The 15,721-nt window shown below is 67.5% G+C and carries 15 protein-coding genes; 9 read left to right on the top strand and 6 right to left on the bottom strand.

The genetic code is table 11. The annotated features are described in order from the left end of the window. Entirely contained in the window at positions 1 to 1,305 is a 1,305-nt protein-coding gene (locus AU197_RS24535) for a hypothetical protein (RefSeq protein ID WP_064406320.1), read from the top strand. Further along, positions 1,302 to 2,381: a hypothetical protein gene (locus AU197_RS24540; RefSeq protein ID WP_064406322.1), complete on the top strand. Its 1,080-nt coding sequence runs from the start codon at positions 1,302 to 1,304 to the stop codon at positions 2,379 to 2,381. Before AU197_RS24535 ends, AU197_RS24540 begins: the two co-directional genes overlap by 4 nt. Here AU197_RS24540 and AU197_RS24545 read toward each other — a convergent pair. Next, positions 2,375 to 2,686, bottom strand: coding sequence for a hypothetical protein (locus AU197_RS24545; RefSeq protein ID WP_064406443.1), 312 nt, complete (start codon positions 2,684 to 2,686; stop codon positions 2,375 to 2,377). The two genes, AU197_RS24540 and AU197_RS24545, sit on opposite strands and share 7 nt — an antisense overlap. A 117-nt stretch (positions 2,687 to 2,803) precedes the next feature. On the opposite strand from AU197_RS24545, the gene AU197_RS24550 reads away from it, so the two are divergent. Beyond that, positions 2,804 to 3,100, top strand: coding sequence for a DUF732 domain-containing protein (locus tag AU197_RS24550; protein ID WP_064406324.1), 297 nt, complete (start codon positions 2,804 to 2,806; stop codon positions 3,098 to 3,100). A 38-nt stretch (positions 3,101 to 3,138) separates the two neighbouring features. Here the strand turns inward: AU197_RS24550 and AU197_RS24555 are convergent, their stop codons facing one another. The 3 genes from AU197_RS24555 to AU197_RS24565 form a co-directional block, all read right to left on the bottom strand. Further along, positions 3,139 to 4,485 (bottom strand): alpha/beta hydrolase, encoded by a 1,347-nt coding sequence (locus AU197_RS24555; RefSeq protein ID WP_082696836.1) that lies wholly within the window; start codon positions 4,483 to 4,485, stop codon positions 3,139 to 3,141. A gap of 108 nt (positions 4,486 to 4,593) precedes the next feature. Then, entirely contained in the window at positions 4,594 to 7,920 is a 3,327-nt protein-coding gene (gene lysX, locus AU197_RS24560) for a bifunctional lysylphosphatidylglycerol synthetase/lysine--tRNA ligase LysX (protein ID WP_064406325.1), read from the bottom strand. A 43-nt stretch (positions 7,921 to 7,963) separates the two neighbouring features. Further along, entirely contained in the window at positions 7,964 to 8,344 is a 381-nt protein-coding gene (locus AU197_RS24565) for a DUF1844 domain-containing protein (RefSeq protein WP_064406327.1), read from the bottom strand. 223 nt (positions 8,345 to 8,567) lie between these two features. Between AU197_RS24565 and infC the strand changes: the two genes are divergently transcribed. From infC to AU197_RS24590, 5 genes are all read left to right on the top strand, one after another. Beyond that, positions 8,568 to 9,155: a translation initiation factor IF-3 gene (infC, locus tag AU197_RS24570; protein ID WP_082680943.1), complete on the top strand. Its 588-nt coding sequence runs from the start codon at positions 8,568 to 8,570 to the stop codon at positions 9,153 to 9,155. Between the two features lie 21 nt (positions 9,156 to 9,176). Then, positions 9,177 to 9,371 carry a 50S ribosomal protein L35 gene (gene rpmI / locus AU197_RS24575; RefSeq protein WP_064346257.1) on the top strand — a complete coding sequence of 65 codons (195 nt, stop codon included), beginning with the start codon at positions 9,177 to 9,179 and terminating at the stop codon, positions 9,369 to 9,371. A gap of 37 nt (positions 9,372 to 9,408) precedes the next feature. Then, on the top strand, positions 9,409 to 9,798 hold the full coding sequence (gene rplT / locus AU197_RS24580) for a 50S ribosomal protein L20 (RefSeq protein ID WP_064406328.1): 390 nt from the start codon (positions 9,409 to 9,411) through the stop codon (positions 9,796 to 9,798). Positions 9,799 to 9,821: 23 nt separating this feature from the next. After that, positions 9,822 to 10,577: a TrmH family RNA methyltransferase gene (locus AU197_RS24585; protein WP_064406330.1), complete on the top strand. Its 756-nt coding sequence runs from the start codon at positions 9,822 to 9,824 to the stop codon at positions 10,575 to 10,577. 73 nt (positions 10,578 to 10,650) lie between these two features. Next, entirely contained in the window at positions 10,651 to 12,255 is a 1,605-nt protein-coding gene (locus tag AU197_RS24590; RefSeq protein WP_064406331.1) for a GMC family oxidoreductase, read from the top strand. 4 nt (positions 12,256 to 12,259) lie between these two features. On the opposite strand, the gene AU197_RS24595 is transcribed toward AU197_RS24590, so the two are convergent. Together AU197_RS24595 and AU197_RS24600 are read right to left on the bottom strand one after the other, a co-directional pair. Then, on the bottom strand, positions 12,260 to 13,501 hold the full coding sequence (locus AU197_RS24595) for an acyl-CoA dehydrogenase family protein (RefSeq protein ID WP_064406333.1): 1,242 nt from the start codon (positions 13,499 to 13,501) through the stop codon (positions 12,260 to 12,262). 5 nt (positions 13,502 to 13,506) lie between these two features. Next, entirely contained in the window at positions 13,507 to 14,520 is a 1,014-nt protein-coding gene (locus tag AU197_RS24600) for an oxygenase MpaB family protein (protein WP_064406335.1), read from the bottom strand. A gap of 287 nt (positions 14,521 to 14,807) precedes the next feature. Here AU197_RS24600 and AU197_RS24605 point away from each other — a divergent pair, with 287 nt between their 5' ends. Beyond that, positions 14,808 to 15,680, top strand: a complete 873-nt coding sequence (locus AU197_RS24605; protein ID WP_064406337.1) for an adenylate/guanylate cyclase domain-containing protein — start codon at positions 14,808 to 14,810, stop codon at positions 15,678 to 15,680. Positions 15,681 to 15,721: the final 41 nt, after the last annotated feature.

Genomic DNA, 15,721 nt, shown 5'->3' on the forward strand with positions numbered 1-15,721 from the left:
ATGAGCACCGAGACGGCAGTCGCCGTCGCCCATCCGCGCCGGGCGGTCATCGACCGGGCCTGGCGTGCCATCGGGCCCGGAGTGGAGGTGCTCAGCGGCGACGACGGCGGGCCGTTGCGGCGGACGGTGAAGCGGATCATCGATCCGCTGGTGCTGCGGCTGCGATCGAATACCCACTTCTCGGCACCTTTCGTGGCGCCCGACGTGGCCGATGCGATGTACGACGCCATCGTCGGGCACGGTGCGCAACTGCGGGACACCGCAGCCTGGTTCGACGTCCTCAAACGGGAGCGGCGTCGGCTACGCATCACCTCCGGCAATGCCCAAGAGCTGTATTTTCCGGTGTGTTTCGAATTGGCTGTGACGAAAGGCCCTCCATCGCAACATGATTCCGACGTGGAAGAGGTGCTGCGCGAGATCCACGGTGAACGCGACCGCACCGCGATCGAGGTGCTGAACCGGTTTGTGTCTGACGAAAGGGTCATCGCCGAACTGGAGAAGCAGCTGAGCCGCAGTTGGCGCGACGTGCGCGCCGGCACCGGCATCACCGGTCCGTTCATGGCGGGGCTGACCACCGTGCTCGGCCCGGCCGACAGCCACTCGGCCACCGCGGCGCGACAGCGGGTCTGGCACGCCTTGATCGCAGACGCCGCGCCGTACAACCTCGGGGCCAGGGCACGCGGTGGGCCGGGAGAGCTGCCCTGGTCCATTGTGGACCTCGGCCTCAGTTCTGTTGAACCACAACAGCAGCCGAGCATCATCGGTCGCCAGGACAGTGACCGTCCCCTGAACCGCAGCGTGATCGACAGGGTGCGCGCAACGCTGCGAAGGGCCATGGACCGCGACGAACTTCCCGACGTGCCGACACTGTGCGCCGAAGAGGTCGACCGGGCGTGCGCTCCGTGGGGTCTGATCGCAGAAGACAAGCAGGCCGCGCTGGTCGCAGGCATCGAGGTCGCGGTGCATCTCGCGCCGCTGGCCGATGTCGCCGAGCCCCGCTACGAGTTGGCCCGGCAGATTCAGGCGCGGCTGCGCAAGGAGGCCTATGTGCTGCACGCGCGTCGGTACCTGGCCGCCAACGGGCCGATCCATCCGCGTCAGCAGCAGGTGATCGACGAGCTCGCGGCATTCGCGCGCCCGTATCTGAGCCGGTTGTGGGCGCGGCTGCACGGTCGCGACGTGTGGCAGGAACCGTGTGACGACGTCGACGAGGTGCGCGCGGTGCTGGAAGGTGTGGCGAGGTCGGTCAGCCTGGACCACCGCCAGCGGATCAAGACGATGCTGGAGCTGCAGGTGGCGGGATGAGGCTCATGACGGATTCGGGCTTGTGGACCACCGGACCGCAGGTGGCTCCGCCTCCGCTGGTGGCCGTGCTGGAGGTCAGCGGAGCGGTGCTGTCGTGGACGGTCGACGAACCGACGGACGCCCAGATCGCGTTCACCGATCCGGCGCGAGCCGACTGGCTGTGGCGGGTGGTCGGTGAGACCGGCCACCACGCCGTGATCTCCGCGCTGGGCGACCCCACCGCGTCCGACAGTGTCGACGTGACCGGCGTGTCTCTGCTGCCCGACGCGCTTGCTCCACTGCGCCGCCTCGCGGTCGGCCACTGGCTGCGGCGCTGGTGGCCGGCCAGCCAGCGCGATGCGATCGCATCGCTCGACGGTGCCCTTCTGGACGCCGAGGTCGCGCTGTTGACCGCCGCGGCGCAGGACTACTTCGGTGACGACACCTTCGATTCGGAGATCGCCCATCTGCTCACGCCGCACGCGACGGCCCTGAACACCGCTGCGCACGAGGGTGATCCGCGGGTCACCGCGCTAGTTGAGCTGTGCCGCGATGTTGCCGACGACGTCGGGGTCGCCTTCGATGTGGGCCCGGTGAGTTCTCGGCGCGCCGACTATGCGCTTGCCGCAGGGGCCGATTCGCGTGTCCGGGGTGGCGCGGTCATCGCCGGCGGCACTGCATCGCTCAACTGGGCGGCCGTACCACCGGGTGTCTTCGACGCCGCCGAGGACACCGTCGAATGGTCGGTGGAAGCCGTCGGCGACGGTGTGAGCGTTGTGGTCGGCGTGGAGTTGACGGGGCTGGGCTCGCCCCACGGCATCGCGGTGCGGTTGGAGTCCGGGGCCGTCGGCGGGACGGGCGTTCTCGGCGCCGACGGGCGTGCGGCGTTTCCCGTCGTCGACACCGAAGGGACGTCGATCTCGGAAACGGTTGCGTGGAACCATGACTGGCGCGGCGCAAGGGTGGTGGTGGGCGCCGATGTCGACGAGTCCGCACCGACCCGCGACAGGGTGCGGGCCTACGCACGATCGCGGATGGATCACCCGGGTCCGGATGCGTTCCTGGCCGAGATCCTCGCCGCCGAGGCCGATTACTGAGACTCGTCGGACTGTTTGCGCATCTGCTCGCGGATCTGTTCCAGGCGCTCGGCGGCCGCCCGCTGCCGCTCGTCGTACTGCTCGGCGACGCTGCGGCCTTCGGGGGTCTCGGCCGCCAGCTCGGAGGCGCCGATCGCGGTGCCGTAGCGGGTTTCGATCTTCTCCCGCACGGCGTCGAACGTCGGGACGCCGCCCGGGGTGTAGCCGCTGTCGACGGGCTCGACCGGCGTGGTGGATCCCGGCGTGGGCTCCACGACCTCGGCGTCTACGGCGGGTTGCTGATCCTGTTCCGGTTCGCCCGGCATGTGGTTCAAGATACCCGCCTGCACGCCCTGACGTGTATGACAATTTTGACGAAACTTCCGCGGCGCTCGTACGCGGGGCGTAGCGTCTGTCCACCAATAACGGCGAAAGGAGCCACCATGCGCGGCACCATCCTCTTCTCAGCGGTTGTCGGCGTCGCCATGGCGCTCGGCACCGCGGCACCGGCCCTGGCCGATGACACCGACGACATCTTCGTCGCCGTGCTCGAGGACGAGGGGATCCCGTTCTCGAGTCCCAAGAACGCGATCGACCTGGCCCACGCTGTATGTGATTACGTGGCCGCCGGGCAGAAGCCCGAGCAGGTTGCGGTCGAGATCAGCGGGCCCGCGCACTGGAGCGTGGAGCAGAGCGGGTTCTTCGTCGGGGCCGCGACCCAGTCTTACTGCCCGTCGTAGCCGTTCCGACGCGGTGGCGCACGGGCCTTGGCTGCGAACTAGTTCGGCGTGCCCGCGCGCACCGGGAGTCCAGGCGGCGCTTCCGGCGGCGGTGTCGGGGTACCGACATCGCGGACTGTGGTCAACCCAGGTGCGGCTGCGACCCCCGGCGTGCCCAGTTGGCTTGCCAGCCACGGCAGCGCCGTGGCGAACGCATGTGCCGCGTAAGGCCAGTCGTGCATACCCGGCTGGACCACCACCGAACAGGCGATGCCATTCGCCGTGCCCAGGCCGCACAGCAGCCTGGCCGCATCCTTCTGCGCGGTGTCCGCGGTGTTGACGTCGAATCGGCCCGTGACGCCGAAATAGTGGCCGTGGCGGCGGATCACCGTCGTCGGGTCGAACGCCGCGTACGCCGCGGCGTTGCCGCCGAACAGTCGCGCGATCGTCTGATCCTTGGTGCCGGCGTTGGGCCCCAGGTCGCCGGCGATGTCGTCGAAGACGGCGAACATATCGGGATGCATCACCGCCAGGTCGACGGCGCAGGTGCCTCCCATCGACCAGCCGACGACTCCCCAGTTCGCTTGCCTGGGGCTGACTTTGAACGTCGATATCATGTACGGCACGACATCTTCGGTGAGATGGTCGGCGGCGTTGCCACGTTTGCCGTTGACACATTCGGTGTCGTTTTGAAACGTGCCACCGGCATCGACGAATACCAGAACCGGGGCGTACCCGCCGTGAGCGGAGGCGAAGTCGTCCGCAGCGGCGACCGCATTGCCGGCACGCACCCAATCCGCGGGTGTGTTGAACTCGCCCCCGATCATCATCAGGGCGGGAAGCGGAGGCGGGGGACTGGTCGCGTACCACGCCGGTGGCAGGTAGACGAACTCGGTGCGGTGCCGGAAGCCCGAAGCCGTGTCGGCGATGTGGACCGGAACCACCGTGCCCTTCACCGGGACCTGATGCCGCTTCTGCATCGCCTGCATCGCCGCCGCGTCGGTCTGGTCGGGGAGCGGTCCCGCGGTCAGTTGATTCCACGCCGCTTGCACGGTGGGGAAGTAACCCACCCATAGGTTCACCACCAGCGCCGCGGACAACACACTCAACGGCAGCGCCATCAGCGACAAGCCGCGACGCCACCAGCGGGCGCCTCGCCAGCCCCCGATCAGCACGGCGCACGCGGTGCCGGTCAGCCCCATCCACACCCACAGCGAACGCGGTGCCGGGTTGCCCGAAAGACCTTGCGACTCAATGAAGGTGTACGTTGTCGCCGCCAGCATGAGGCCGCACAGCGCAGCCCACGGCACCCACACCAGGCGCCACCGACGTGTTCGCCAGCCGATCGCACCGATCAGTGCGATCGCAGCGGCCACCTGGATCACTGTGGGAATCCAGCCATGCATCAACGACAGGTGCCCACGAAGCGCATGAGCGAGCGCATGAGCGAGTGTCGCCGTTGTCACGAACTACAGAGTGACGGGCAATCCTTGTGGGGCGCTGTGGATTCGCTGTCAACGCGGCTTGGCCAACGGGAACGGCAGGGTTTCACGGATGCTGCGGCCCGTGATCAGCATGACGACACGGTCCACACCCATGCCCAGACCGCCGGTGGGCGGCATCGCGTATTCCATGGCCTGCAAGAAGTCCTCATCGAGTTCCATCGCTTCCGGGTCGCCGCCCGCGGCCAGCAGCGACTGCTCCTGTAACCGGCGCCGCTGCTCGACCGGATCGGTGAGTTCGCTGTAGGCGGTGCCGAGTTCGACTCCCCAGGCGACCAGGTCCCACCGTTCGGCGACACCGGGAATGCTGCGGTGCGGGCGGGTCAGCGGCGAGACCGACGTCGGGAAGTCCTTGTAGAACGTCGGCTCTTCGGTGCGGTCCTCGACCAGCCGTTCGTACAGTTCCAGCACCACCGCACCTTCGTCCCAATGGGTCAGGTACGGAATGGCCGCGGCGTCACACAGTTTGCGCAACCGCGGCAGCTCGGTCTCGGGGCCGATCTGTTCACCGAGGGCTTCCGACACCGCACCGTGCACGGTCTTGACCGCCCACTGACCGGAGATGTCGACGGGTTCGAGTCCACCGCCGTCCCGGGGCCGATAGAACACCTCGGCGCCGTTGGCGGCTTCGGCCGCATTCTGGATCAGCTGCCGGCAGCCCTCGATCCAGACGTTGTAATCCGCGTGCGCCTGATACGCCTCCAGCAGCGTGAATTCGGGGTTGTGGCTGAAGTCGACGCCCTCGTTGCGAAATGCCCTGCCCAGCTCGAAAACCCGCTCGACCCCGCCCACGCAGAGCCGCTTGAGGTACAGCTCGGGAGCGATCCGCAGGTAGAGGTCGAGATCGTAGGCGTTGATGTGGGTGAGGAACGGGCGCGCGTTCGCCCCGCCGTGGATCTGTTGCAGGATCGGGGTCTCGACCTCGAGGAACCCCTTGGCCACCAAGGTTTCCCGAATCGCATGCAGCACACCGCTGCGCGCGCGGATGAGATCGCGAGCGTCGGTGTTGATCGCCAGATCCACGTAACGGGCGCGCACACGGGCTTCCTGGTCGGTCAAACCCTTCCACTTGTCCGGCAGCGGGCGCAGACATTTGCCGATCATCCGCCAGTCACGCACCAGAAGCGATCGGGTGCCCTTCTTGCTGAAGCCCATGGTGCCCGACACCTCGATGAGGTCACCGAGGTCGATTGCGTGCGTGAAGTCCGCCGTCGTCGCCGATTCGAGCAACGAATTGTCCAACAGCAGCTGAACTTCGCCGGACCAGTCGCGCAGCTGGGCGAAGAGCACGCCGCCGTAGTCGCGGCTGCGCAGCACCCGGCCCGCCACCGTCACCGCGACGTCGTCGTCGGCGTCGATCGCCTCGGCGATGGTGTGCGACGGTGGACTTCCGACCGGATAGGCGTCGGTCCCGTTGTCCTGCAGAGCCTTCAACTTGGCCATGCGCACTCGCACCTGTTCCGGCAGCCGCGTTTCCTCGGCATCGGGCAGATCGGCCGCCAGCCCGCCGAGGTCGGGGGCCGTACCGTCGTGGTGCAGCAGCCCCGTGGCCATCAGATCCTGCGGCACCGCGGTGTGGTGTCCGGTGTGCGGCTGCACGTGGCGCCGCGAAAAGGGCAGCACCAGAAAGCCCTCGGCGATCACCGATGCCACACCTACCCGGGGGACCAGCCGGGCGTCGTCGTAGCACGCGTAACGCGGCACCCATTGCGGCTGGTATTTCATGTTCGAGCGGTACAGCGTCTCGAGCTGCCACCACCGGGAGAAGAACACCAGCAGGCTGCGCCACAGCCGAGCCACCGGCCCCGCCCCGAGCTGTGCGCCCTGCTCGAACGCCGAGCGGAACATGGCGAAGTTCAACGATATCCGCGTGATGCCGATGTCTTCGGACTGCATGCACAGCTCGCTGACCATCAACTCGATAGTGCCGTTGGGGGATTGGGGTGCACGGCGCATCAGGTCCAGCGAGGCGCCGTTGGTGCCCCACGGCACCAGCGAAAGCATCGCGACCACTTCGTCATTCGCACCCGAGCGCCCGGTGTCGCTTCGGACCGCCTCTACCAGAAGGCAGTCGCCGTCGGCCGGGTCACCGAGCCTGCCCAGCGCCATCGAGAAGCCGCGTTCGTCCGCGGTGTCGCGCCAGGCGTCGGCGCGGCCGATGACGTCGGCCATCTCCTCGGCGCCCAGATCCCGGTGCCTGCGAATGCGCACACTCACGCCCGCGCGCCGCGCCCGCGTCACGGCCTGCCGGACCGCGCGCATCTCCGGCCCGGACAGCCGGAAGGTGTCCGGATACAGAATCGCTTCGTCGCCGAGTTGCAAGGCGTTCAGCCCGGCCTCGCGGAAGGCCTCGGCGCCCGACGCGCTGGCACCCATCACTCCAGGCGCCCAGCCGTAGGTCTGACACAGCGCGAGCCACGCCTCGATCGCCGCAGGCCAGGCCTTGGGATCACCGACCGGATCGCCGCTCGCCAGGCACACACCGACTTCGACACGGTAGGTGATCGCGGCGCGGCCGTTGGGCGCGAACACCACCGCTTTGTCGCGGCGCGTGGCGAAGTACCCGAGCGAGTCGTTCTTGCCGAACAACTCCAGCAGCCCCCGCAGCGCGGATTCGTCCGCGCCGGTCAGGGCGTTCTCGGCGCGCTGAGACTGGAACAGCACGATCGCAGCGACCATCAGGGCCAGTGCGCCGAAAAGGCCGAGCAGGGCGTTGATCAGGACATGGGGATGACCGGTGAAATTCGACGAGTCCGCGCCCGCGAACGCGCTGACCCGGTTCAGCGCGTACCAGAACCGGTCGCCACGGGTCAGCGTGCCCGGGAACAGCTCGAGCAGACCCCATCCGATCAGGGTGCCGACCGCCATCCCCGCGACCAGCACGACCGCCGCCTTCAGCAGGGCGCCGCGGCGCACCTTGGCCCAGAACTCGCCGCGAGCCAGCACCAGGAACAGGATTGCGGCGACGTGGAAGACCAGCCCGATGACTTCGCCGATCTCCTCCATCACCGACTCGTCCCCCGACACCAGGTCCGCGACGTTGAAGACGATCGCGCCCACCATGTAGGCGACGAGGATCCACCAGGCGATCCGCTTACGTGCCGCCAGCGCCGCGGCCAGCAGCGCCAGCACGAACGCCCACGCGAAGCTGGTGTCGGGGAAGTTGAAGACGTAGTCGTTGACGAACTCGCGCGGAACCCGGATGACCGACCGCACGAACGGCGAGACGCTCGCCATCAACGAGAGCGTCGCGATGATGCCGACCGTCCAGCCCGCCGCTGCCGGCACCCACCAGTACCTCGACCTGCGGCGGGTGACGGGCAGGCTCGCGACGGTCATAGGCCGCGACATTATTCGGTCAGGGCGCCAAATGGGTGGCGACTCACGACCAGACGGGTCCGGTGTATTTTTCGCCCGGGCCCTGCCCTGGTTCGTCCGGGGATGCGCTGGCCTCGCGGAAGGCCAACTGCAGCGACTTCAGGCCGTCGCGCACCGGCCCGGCATGAAATCCGAGATACTCGGCGGACGCGGTCACCAAGCCTGCCAGCGCGGTGATCAGCCTGCGCGCCTCGTCGAGATCGCGGTGCGGGCTCTCGTCGGGATTGTCGGCCGACAGCCCGAGCTTCTCGGCCGCGGCGCTCATCAGCATCACGGCCGACCGGGTGATCACCTCGACGGCGGGTATCTCGGCGAGTTCACGAACGGCCGAGCCGTTCAGATCACCTGAGCCGCCGAGGTCAGCTGAGTTCGGGTCATCGGTCATGGCTGCTAGACTGGCATGCGCGACCGTCCCGGCAAACGCCAGGGACAGCAAGTGGAGTCCCCCTCCCACCGCTGGCCACAGGATCTTTTCGAAGGCTCAGCGGTCCGGTCACAGGCGTCAGCGCCTGTCCTGGTCGGCTGTGGGCCCTGCTCTGAGCAGGGCTTTTCTGTTCGTTGAGCAGAGCTGACGGAGTGGGCTCCTTGAGGACAACATAGGAGGCCCCATCAGCACTGAGACCCGCGTCAACGAGCGCATCCGCGTACCTGAAGTCCGCCTGATCGGACCGGGCGGTGAACAGGTAGGCATCGTGCGTATCGAAGATGCCCTCCGCGTCGCCGCGGATGCCGATCTCGATCTCGTCGAAGTAGCACCGGATGCCAAACCCCCGGTCTGCAAGATCATGGACTACGGGAAGTTCAAGTACGAGACGGCTCAGAAGGCGCGCGAGTCTCGCAAGAACCAGCAGCAGACCGTCGTCAAGGAACAGAAGCTCCGTCCCAAGATCGACCCGCACGATTACGAGACCAAGAAGGGTCACGTGATCCGCTTCCTCGAGGCCGGGTCCAAGGTCAAGGTGACGATCATGTTCCGCGGCCGCGAACAGTCGCGACCCGAGTTGGGTTTCCGTCTCCTGCAGCGGCTGGGCGCCGACGTCGCCGACTACGGCTTCGTCGAGACGTCGGCCAAGCAGGACGGCCGCAACATGACGATGGTGCTGGCCCCGCACCGCGGCGCGAAGACTCGCGCCAAGGCGGCGCAACAGGCCGAAGGCTCCGCCGAGCCGGCCCCAGCACCCGACCGAAACAGCTAGAACAACAGAGCAGAGGACCCCATGCCCAAGGCGAAGACCCACAGCGGCGCTTCCAAGCGGTTCCGTCGCACCGGAACCGGCAAGATCGTGCGCCAGAAGGCCAACCGCCGGCACTTGCTCGAGCACAAGCCCAGCAAGCGCACCCGGCGACTCGACGGCCGCACCGTTGTGTCGGCCGCCGACAACGCCCGCATCAAGAAGATGCTCAACGGCTGACCGACCAACACGTACGACCTGAACGAAGGACACTCCCATGGCACGCGTCAAGCGCGCAGTCAACGCCCAGAAGAAGCGGCGGACAATCCTCAAGGCCTCCAAGGGCTACCGGGGCCAGCGGTCGCGGCTGTACCGCAAGGCCAAAGAGCAGCAGCTGCATTCGCTCAACTACGCCTATCGTGACCGGCGCGCCCGCAAGGGCGAGTTCCGCAAGCTGTGGATCTCGCGCATCAACGCCGCCGCCCGCGCCAACGACATCACCTACAACCGGCTGATCCAGGGGCTCAAGGCCGCCGGGGTCGAGGTCGACCGCAAGAACCTCGCCGAGATCGCCGTCAGCGATCCGGCCGCGTTCACCACGCTGGTGGAGGTCGCCAAGGGCGCACTGCCCGAGGACGTCAACGCGCCGTCGGGCGAGGCTGCCTGACGCTCACCGAACGCTCCGCCCGGGTGGTCGCAGCAGTCAAGCTGCACCGTCACGTCGGGCGACGCCGCGCCGCGCGCTTCCTCGCCGAGGGACCCAACCTCGTCGAGGCGGCGTTGCGGCGCGGACTCGTATCCGAGGTGTTCGCCACCGAGGAGGCCGCCGACCGATTCGGTGCGCTGCTGGCCGACGCCCCGGTACATCTGGTGACAGAACGCGCCGCGAAAGCGTTGTCGGAGACCGTGACCCCCGTCGGCCTGGTGGCCGTGTGCTCGACACCGGAGACGTCGCTTGACCAGGTGCTGGCCGCCTCGCCGCGCCTGGTCGCGGTCGCAGTCGACATCTCCGAACCCGGTAACGCGGGCACGCTGATTCGGATCGCCGACGCGATGGGGGCGGACGCGGTCGCGTTCGTCGGTCATAGCGTCGACCCCTACAACGGCAAGTGTCTGCGTGCCTCCGCGGGCAGCATCTTCTCGGTTCCCGTTGTCACCGACAACGATCCCGCCTCGGCGGTGCGGGAACTCGCCGATACCGGCCTGCAGGTGTTGGCGACGACGGTCGACGGGGAGGCGTCACTGGACGATGCCGCTCTGGAGGCCGCACTGGGCGAGCCGACGGCGTGGTTGTTCGGGCCGGAGGCCCACGGTCTGCCTGCGGAACTGGCGGCATCGGCCACGCACCGCGTCCGCATCCCGATGCCGGGTGCCGCCGAAAGCCTCAACGTGGCCGCTGCCGCGGCGATCTGCCTGTATCAGAGCGCGCGGGCACAGCGTCTATAGCGTCGAAGCGCGTTGTGTCACTGCGACGCTCAAATCGGCCCACAACCTTAGCTCGGCGAAGTATTGTGCGGCGATGCGTCGCTTCGACTACATCATCGCGGGCGCCGGCTCGGCCGGGTGCGTACTGGCGAATCGGCTGTCCGCCGACCCTGCGACAACGGTGCTGCTCGTCGAGGCCGGCGGTCCCGACCGGCATCCGATGCTCCACGTGCCCAAGGGCTCGGGCGTGCTGTTCGAGAACGAGAAATATGTCTGGCGCTATGCCACGACGCCGTTCGGGCCGCGACGACGTCCCGAATTCTGGACGCGTGGAAGGGTGATCGGCGGTTCGAGTTCGATCAACGGCATGGTCTACAACCGTGGTAACCGGGCCGACTACGACGAGCTGGAGCGGCTGGGCAACAAGGGGTGGGGCTGGGACGAGATCCTGCCCATCTTCAAAGCCATGGAGGACAACGCGTTCGGCGCCTCGCCGACCCGGGGCGCGGGCGGACCGCTGCACATCTCGGTGGCGGCCGAGCAGGACATCGTCAGCCAGGAAATGGTTCAGGCCGGCGCCAACGCCGGGCTTCGTCCGCTCGACGACATCAACGAGAGCGACGAGCCCCGCATCGGCTTCACGCCGGCCACGATCCGCAGGGGGCGCCGGGTGAGCGCGGCCGACGCCTTCCTCCGGCCGGCGATGCGACGGCCGAACCTCACCGTTCTCACGCGGGCAGAGGTGTGCCGCGTCGTCATCGAGAACGAGCGCGCCACAGGCATAACCGTTCGAATGCCCAACGGCGCGCGGTCCGAGTTCCAGGCCAACTGCGAGACGATCCTCGCCCTCGGCAGCATGGGCAGCCCGAAACTGCTGCAGCTGTCGGGCATCGGACCGCGCGAGGTACTCGACCGCGCCGGGGTCCAGGTGCTGCTCGAACGCGCGAACGTGGGCAGGCGGATGCGCGAACACCGTTGCTTCGCGCTGAAGTATCGGCTCAACGCCGAGCTCGGATACAACCGGCAGCTGTCCAGCCGGGCCGGGCAGGCCAGAAGCGCCGCGCGCTATCTGGCCAGGCGCCGGGGCTCGCTGGCGACGCCGACCTTCGATGTGTTGGCGTTCATGAAGACCGCACCGGACATGCCGCGGGTCGACGGACAACTTCTGTTGGGGCCCTTCACTATTCCGGCCTACAACGACGGTGAGCCGGTGGCCCTCGAGCGTGACCCCGGGGTGTCCTGCCTGGGCTTCACCCTGCGGCCCACCTCGGAGGGCAGCGTCGCGATCACCGGCGCGGATCCGGCGGCGCCGCTGCTGCTCGACCCGAGTTACCTCACCAGCGACCACGACCGCAGCACCACCGCGAACCTTTTGCGCCGGGCAAGGGAGTTGTTCGAGCAGTCACCGATCGCCGAGCACATCGACCACGAGACCTTCCCTGGACCGCAGGCGCAGAGTGACGACGAACTCGTCGACGCGGCGCTCGACGGCGGCTACTGCGGATACCACGCCATCGGCAGCTGCGCCATGGGCCCCAGCGACGACGACATCGTCGACGATCGGTTGCGGGTGCGGGGCCTCGAGGACCTGCGTATCGTCGACTGCTCGGCGATGCCGATCATGTTGGCCGGCAACCTGAACGGGCCGGTGATGGCCATGGCCGCCCGCGCCGCGCAGTTCATCGTCGAGGACCGCTGAGGCGTCAGGAGCTGAGCAGACCCCGCGCCACGTGGGTGATCTGCACCTCGTTACTGCCGGCGTAGATCATCAGCGACTTGGCGTCGCGCGCCAGCTGTTCGACGCGGTATTCGGTCATGTAACCGTTGCCGCCGAACAACTGCACCGCGTCCATCGCGACGTCGGTTGCCGCCTGCGAGCAGTACCACTTGATCGCCGACGCCTCCGGCAGCGAGATCGGCACACCGGTCTGCGCTGCCTCGATCACGCGAAACAGAATGTTGCGCACGTTCATCCGCGCCACCGCCATGTTCGCGAGCTTGAGCTGGATCAGCTGGAACTGTCCGATCTCCTGGCCCCACAGGGTGCGGCTCTTGGCGTAGTCGACACACAGCCGCAGGCACTCCTCGATCACGCCCAACGACATCGCTGCGACACCGATACGTTCGGCGCTGAAGTTCGACCGCGCGCTGGAGCGACCATCGGAACTGGCTCCGTCCCCTTCGGTTTCGCCGAGCAACCGGTCCCGGCCCAGCCGCACGTTGTTGAAGAACAACTCACCGGTGCGCGAGCTGTGAATCCCCATCTTGCGGAACGGTTTCGACTGCACGAAACCCTCCATACCGCGGTCGAGAACGAAGGTCAGCACCTTGCGGTCGCGCTTGTCGACGCTGGGGTCCCCCTCGTCGAGCTTTGCGTAGACCACGACGACGTCGGCGTCGGGGCCATTGGTGATGAAGGTCTTCTGCCCGTTGAGGATGTAGTCGTCTCCATCACGTACGACATAGGACTTCATGCCGCCGAACGCATCGGACCCCGAGTCGGGCTCGGTGATCGCCCATGCGCCGACCTTGTCGTAGGTGACCAGATCGGGCAGCCAGCGCTCCTGCTGGGCCAGCGTGCCGCGGCTCATGATCGTCGGTACCGTCAGCCCGAGGCTGACCCCCATGCCGGTGACGACGCCCATCGACACCCGGCACAGCTCGCTGACCACGACGAACCCCATGCCGCCGGAACCCTCGCCGAACATGCCGCCGCCCGACGATTTCTCCGCCGAGCCGCCGCCGTCGCGCAGCCGGGCCAGACGCTTGTTCAGCGACTCGCGCGCCATGTCGGCGATGCCGAACGTCGCGAACAGCTTGCGGACGATGGGGTAGGGCTCCATCTCGCCGCTTTCCAGCGCGTCGACATGCGGGCGGATTTCCTTGTCGACGAACTCGCGGACGGCATCGCGCACGGCGAGATCGACATCAGACCAATCGAGCATGCCCTCTAGGCTGCCTTATGGCGTCCGCGGGCCGGACGCAGCCCCGCCAAAGAGAACGTCGTGTGCACCAGGGAACCCGCCCGGTCGAGCAGCGACTTGCGCGGCGGGACGTAGTGCATCGGCAGGCCGCGCCGGTCGCTCGGGGGAGCCATGAACGCCGGCGCCTCTACCAGTGGAGCATCGGCGGGCAGGCGGCCCTGCGCACGCCGGTAAGCCGTCAAAGCCCGTGGATGCAAACGAATTTCGTCGGGCACCGCCACGAACGCGAACTCCACGAGCTTGCCGAACAGGCGCAGCAGCACTTCGTCGCCCGGCGTCCAACGCATGTTGGCCTTCTCGCGAAGGGCGTCGTCGAAAACGCCTGCCGCGATCCAGCGCTGCGCACCGACCATCGGCTTGAACAGTTGATCCCACAGCCCGGTGGGCATCAGCACGAACCACGGCTTGGGGATCCGGATCGAAAAGATGTCGAGAGTGGCGCGGTTGATCTCGAGCTCCTCGCGGCATTTGCGGTCCCAGTACTCGCAGAACTGCTCCCAGCTCTGCGGCACCGGCCGCATGCTCATGCCGTACATCCGGTACCACTGCACGTGCTCGTCGAACAGCTGGCGCTTCTCGGCTTCGGTCAGTCCGCCGCAGAAGTACTCGGCCGTCTTGATGATCAGCATGAAGAACGTGGCGTGTGCCCAGTAGAACGTCTCGGGGTTCAGCGCGTGGTAGCGCCGGCCCTCGCCGTCCACACCCTTGATCGTGGTGTGGTAGCTCTTGATCTGCTCACCGGTCTGCGGTGCCCGTTCGCCGTCGTAGACCACACCCATGATCGGGTACACCGAACGGGCGACGCGCTGCAGCGGTTCGCGCAGCAGGATCGAATGGTCCTCCACGCCCGCGCCGAGTTCTGGATACATGTTCTGGACGGCGCCGATCCACACACCCAGCAGGCCGGTCCGCAGATCGCCGAAGTACTTCCACGTCAACGAGTCGGGGCCCAGGGGATGGTCGGGTGTGCTCACGGTCATCTGATTCCTCGCTGAATCGGCGTCAAGCTAAACGATAATGTTGACAACTACCGTTGTCTACGACCCGAGACGGTGTCGCAACGCAGTGTTACCGACGCTCCACCAGCCGAACATAGCCGCGTAACCAGCAAATGCACTGTCAAACCGCCGGGGGCGGTGATGAGAACGACTGGAGTGCACGTAGACGCCTCACACCAGCAACTCGGAGCGGCGGGCTTCGTAAAACGGAGGCCAATTTCGCAAACGGTCGATTGCCGCGCCTGAAGACGGCCGCTTAGGCTCGAACCGTGAATGTCGAGTCGTTCGATGAGCGATCCGGCAGCAGCGGCGAAGCGCTTCGCCGCACGTGGCTGCAGAACCCCAACCACAGCCCGGGGGTCATCGCCTTCCTGCGTCGAACGAGGCGTGCGCTGCCCGGGGATCCGGAGTTCGGGGATCCGCTGTCGGCCGACGGCGACGGTGGACCGCGGGCGGCTGCGCGCGCTGCTGACCGCCTGCTGCGGCGGGATGCCGCGACACGGGAGGTCAGCCTGGGCGCGCTGCAGGTGTGGCAAGCCGTCACCGAACGCATGTCGGGAAAACCCGCCAACCGTGAAGCGACGCTCGTCTTCACCGACCTCGTCGGCTTTTCGGCGTGGTCGTTGAGCGCCGGGGACGAGGCCACCCTGCGGTTGCTGCGTCAGGTGTCGCAGGTCGTCGAGCCCCCGCTACTGGAGGCGGGTGGACACATCGTCAAGCGCATGGGCGACGGCCTCATGGCGGTTTTCCGGGACCCGACGACCGCGCTGCGGGCCGTGATCGCCGCACGCGAAGGGGTGAAAAGCGTGAGTGTCGAGGGCTTTACGCCGCGGATGCGGGTGGGCGTCCATACGGGCCGTCCACTGCGCATCGGATCGGACTGGCTGGGCGTCGACGTCAACATCGCGGCGCGGGTGATGAGTCGCGCGACCCACGGCGAGCTCGTGGTCTCGCAGAGCACACTGGACCGCATCCCGGCCGAGGAGTTCGATTCGCTCGGTGTCGAGGCCAAACGCGTCCGACGGCAGCTCTTCGCGCCCAAACAGGACGGTGTGCCGGCCGATTTCGTCATGTATCGACTGAAGACGCTCCCGCAACCGCGGGGCGCCGGAGGCGACGAGGAGCGGCCGGCGGCGGAGTAGCCGGCGGCTTCCGCGGTGATCGGCGCGCCTTATGGGCGTTC

Origin of the sequence: Mycobacterium sp. IS-1590 (assembly GCF_001500025.1) — a bacterium.
Taxonomy (GTDB): domain Bacteria; phylum Actinomycetota; class Actinomycetes; order Mycobacteriales; family Mycobacteriaceae; genus Mycobacterium.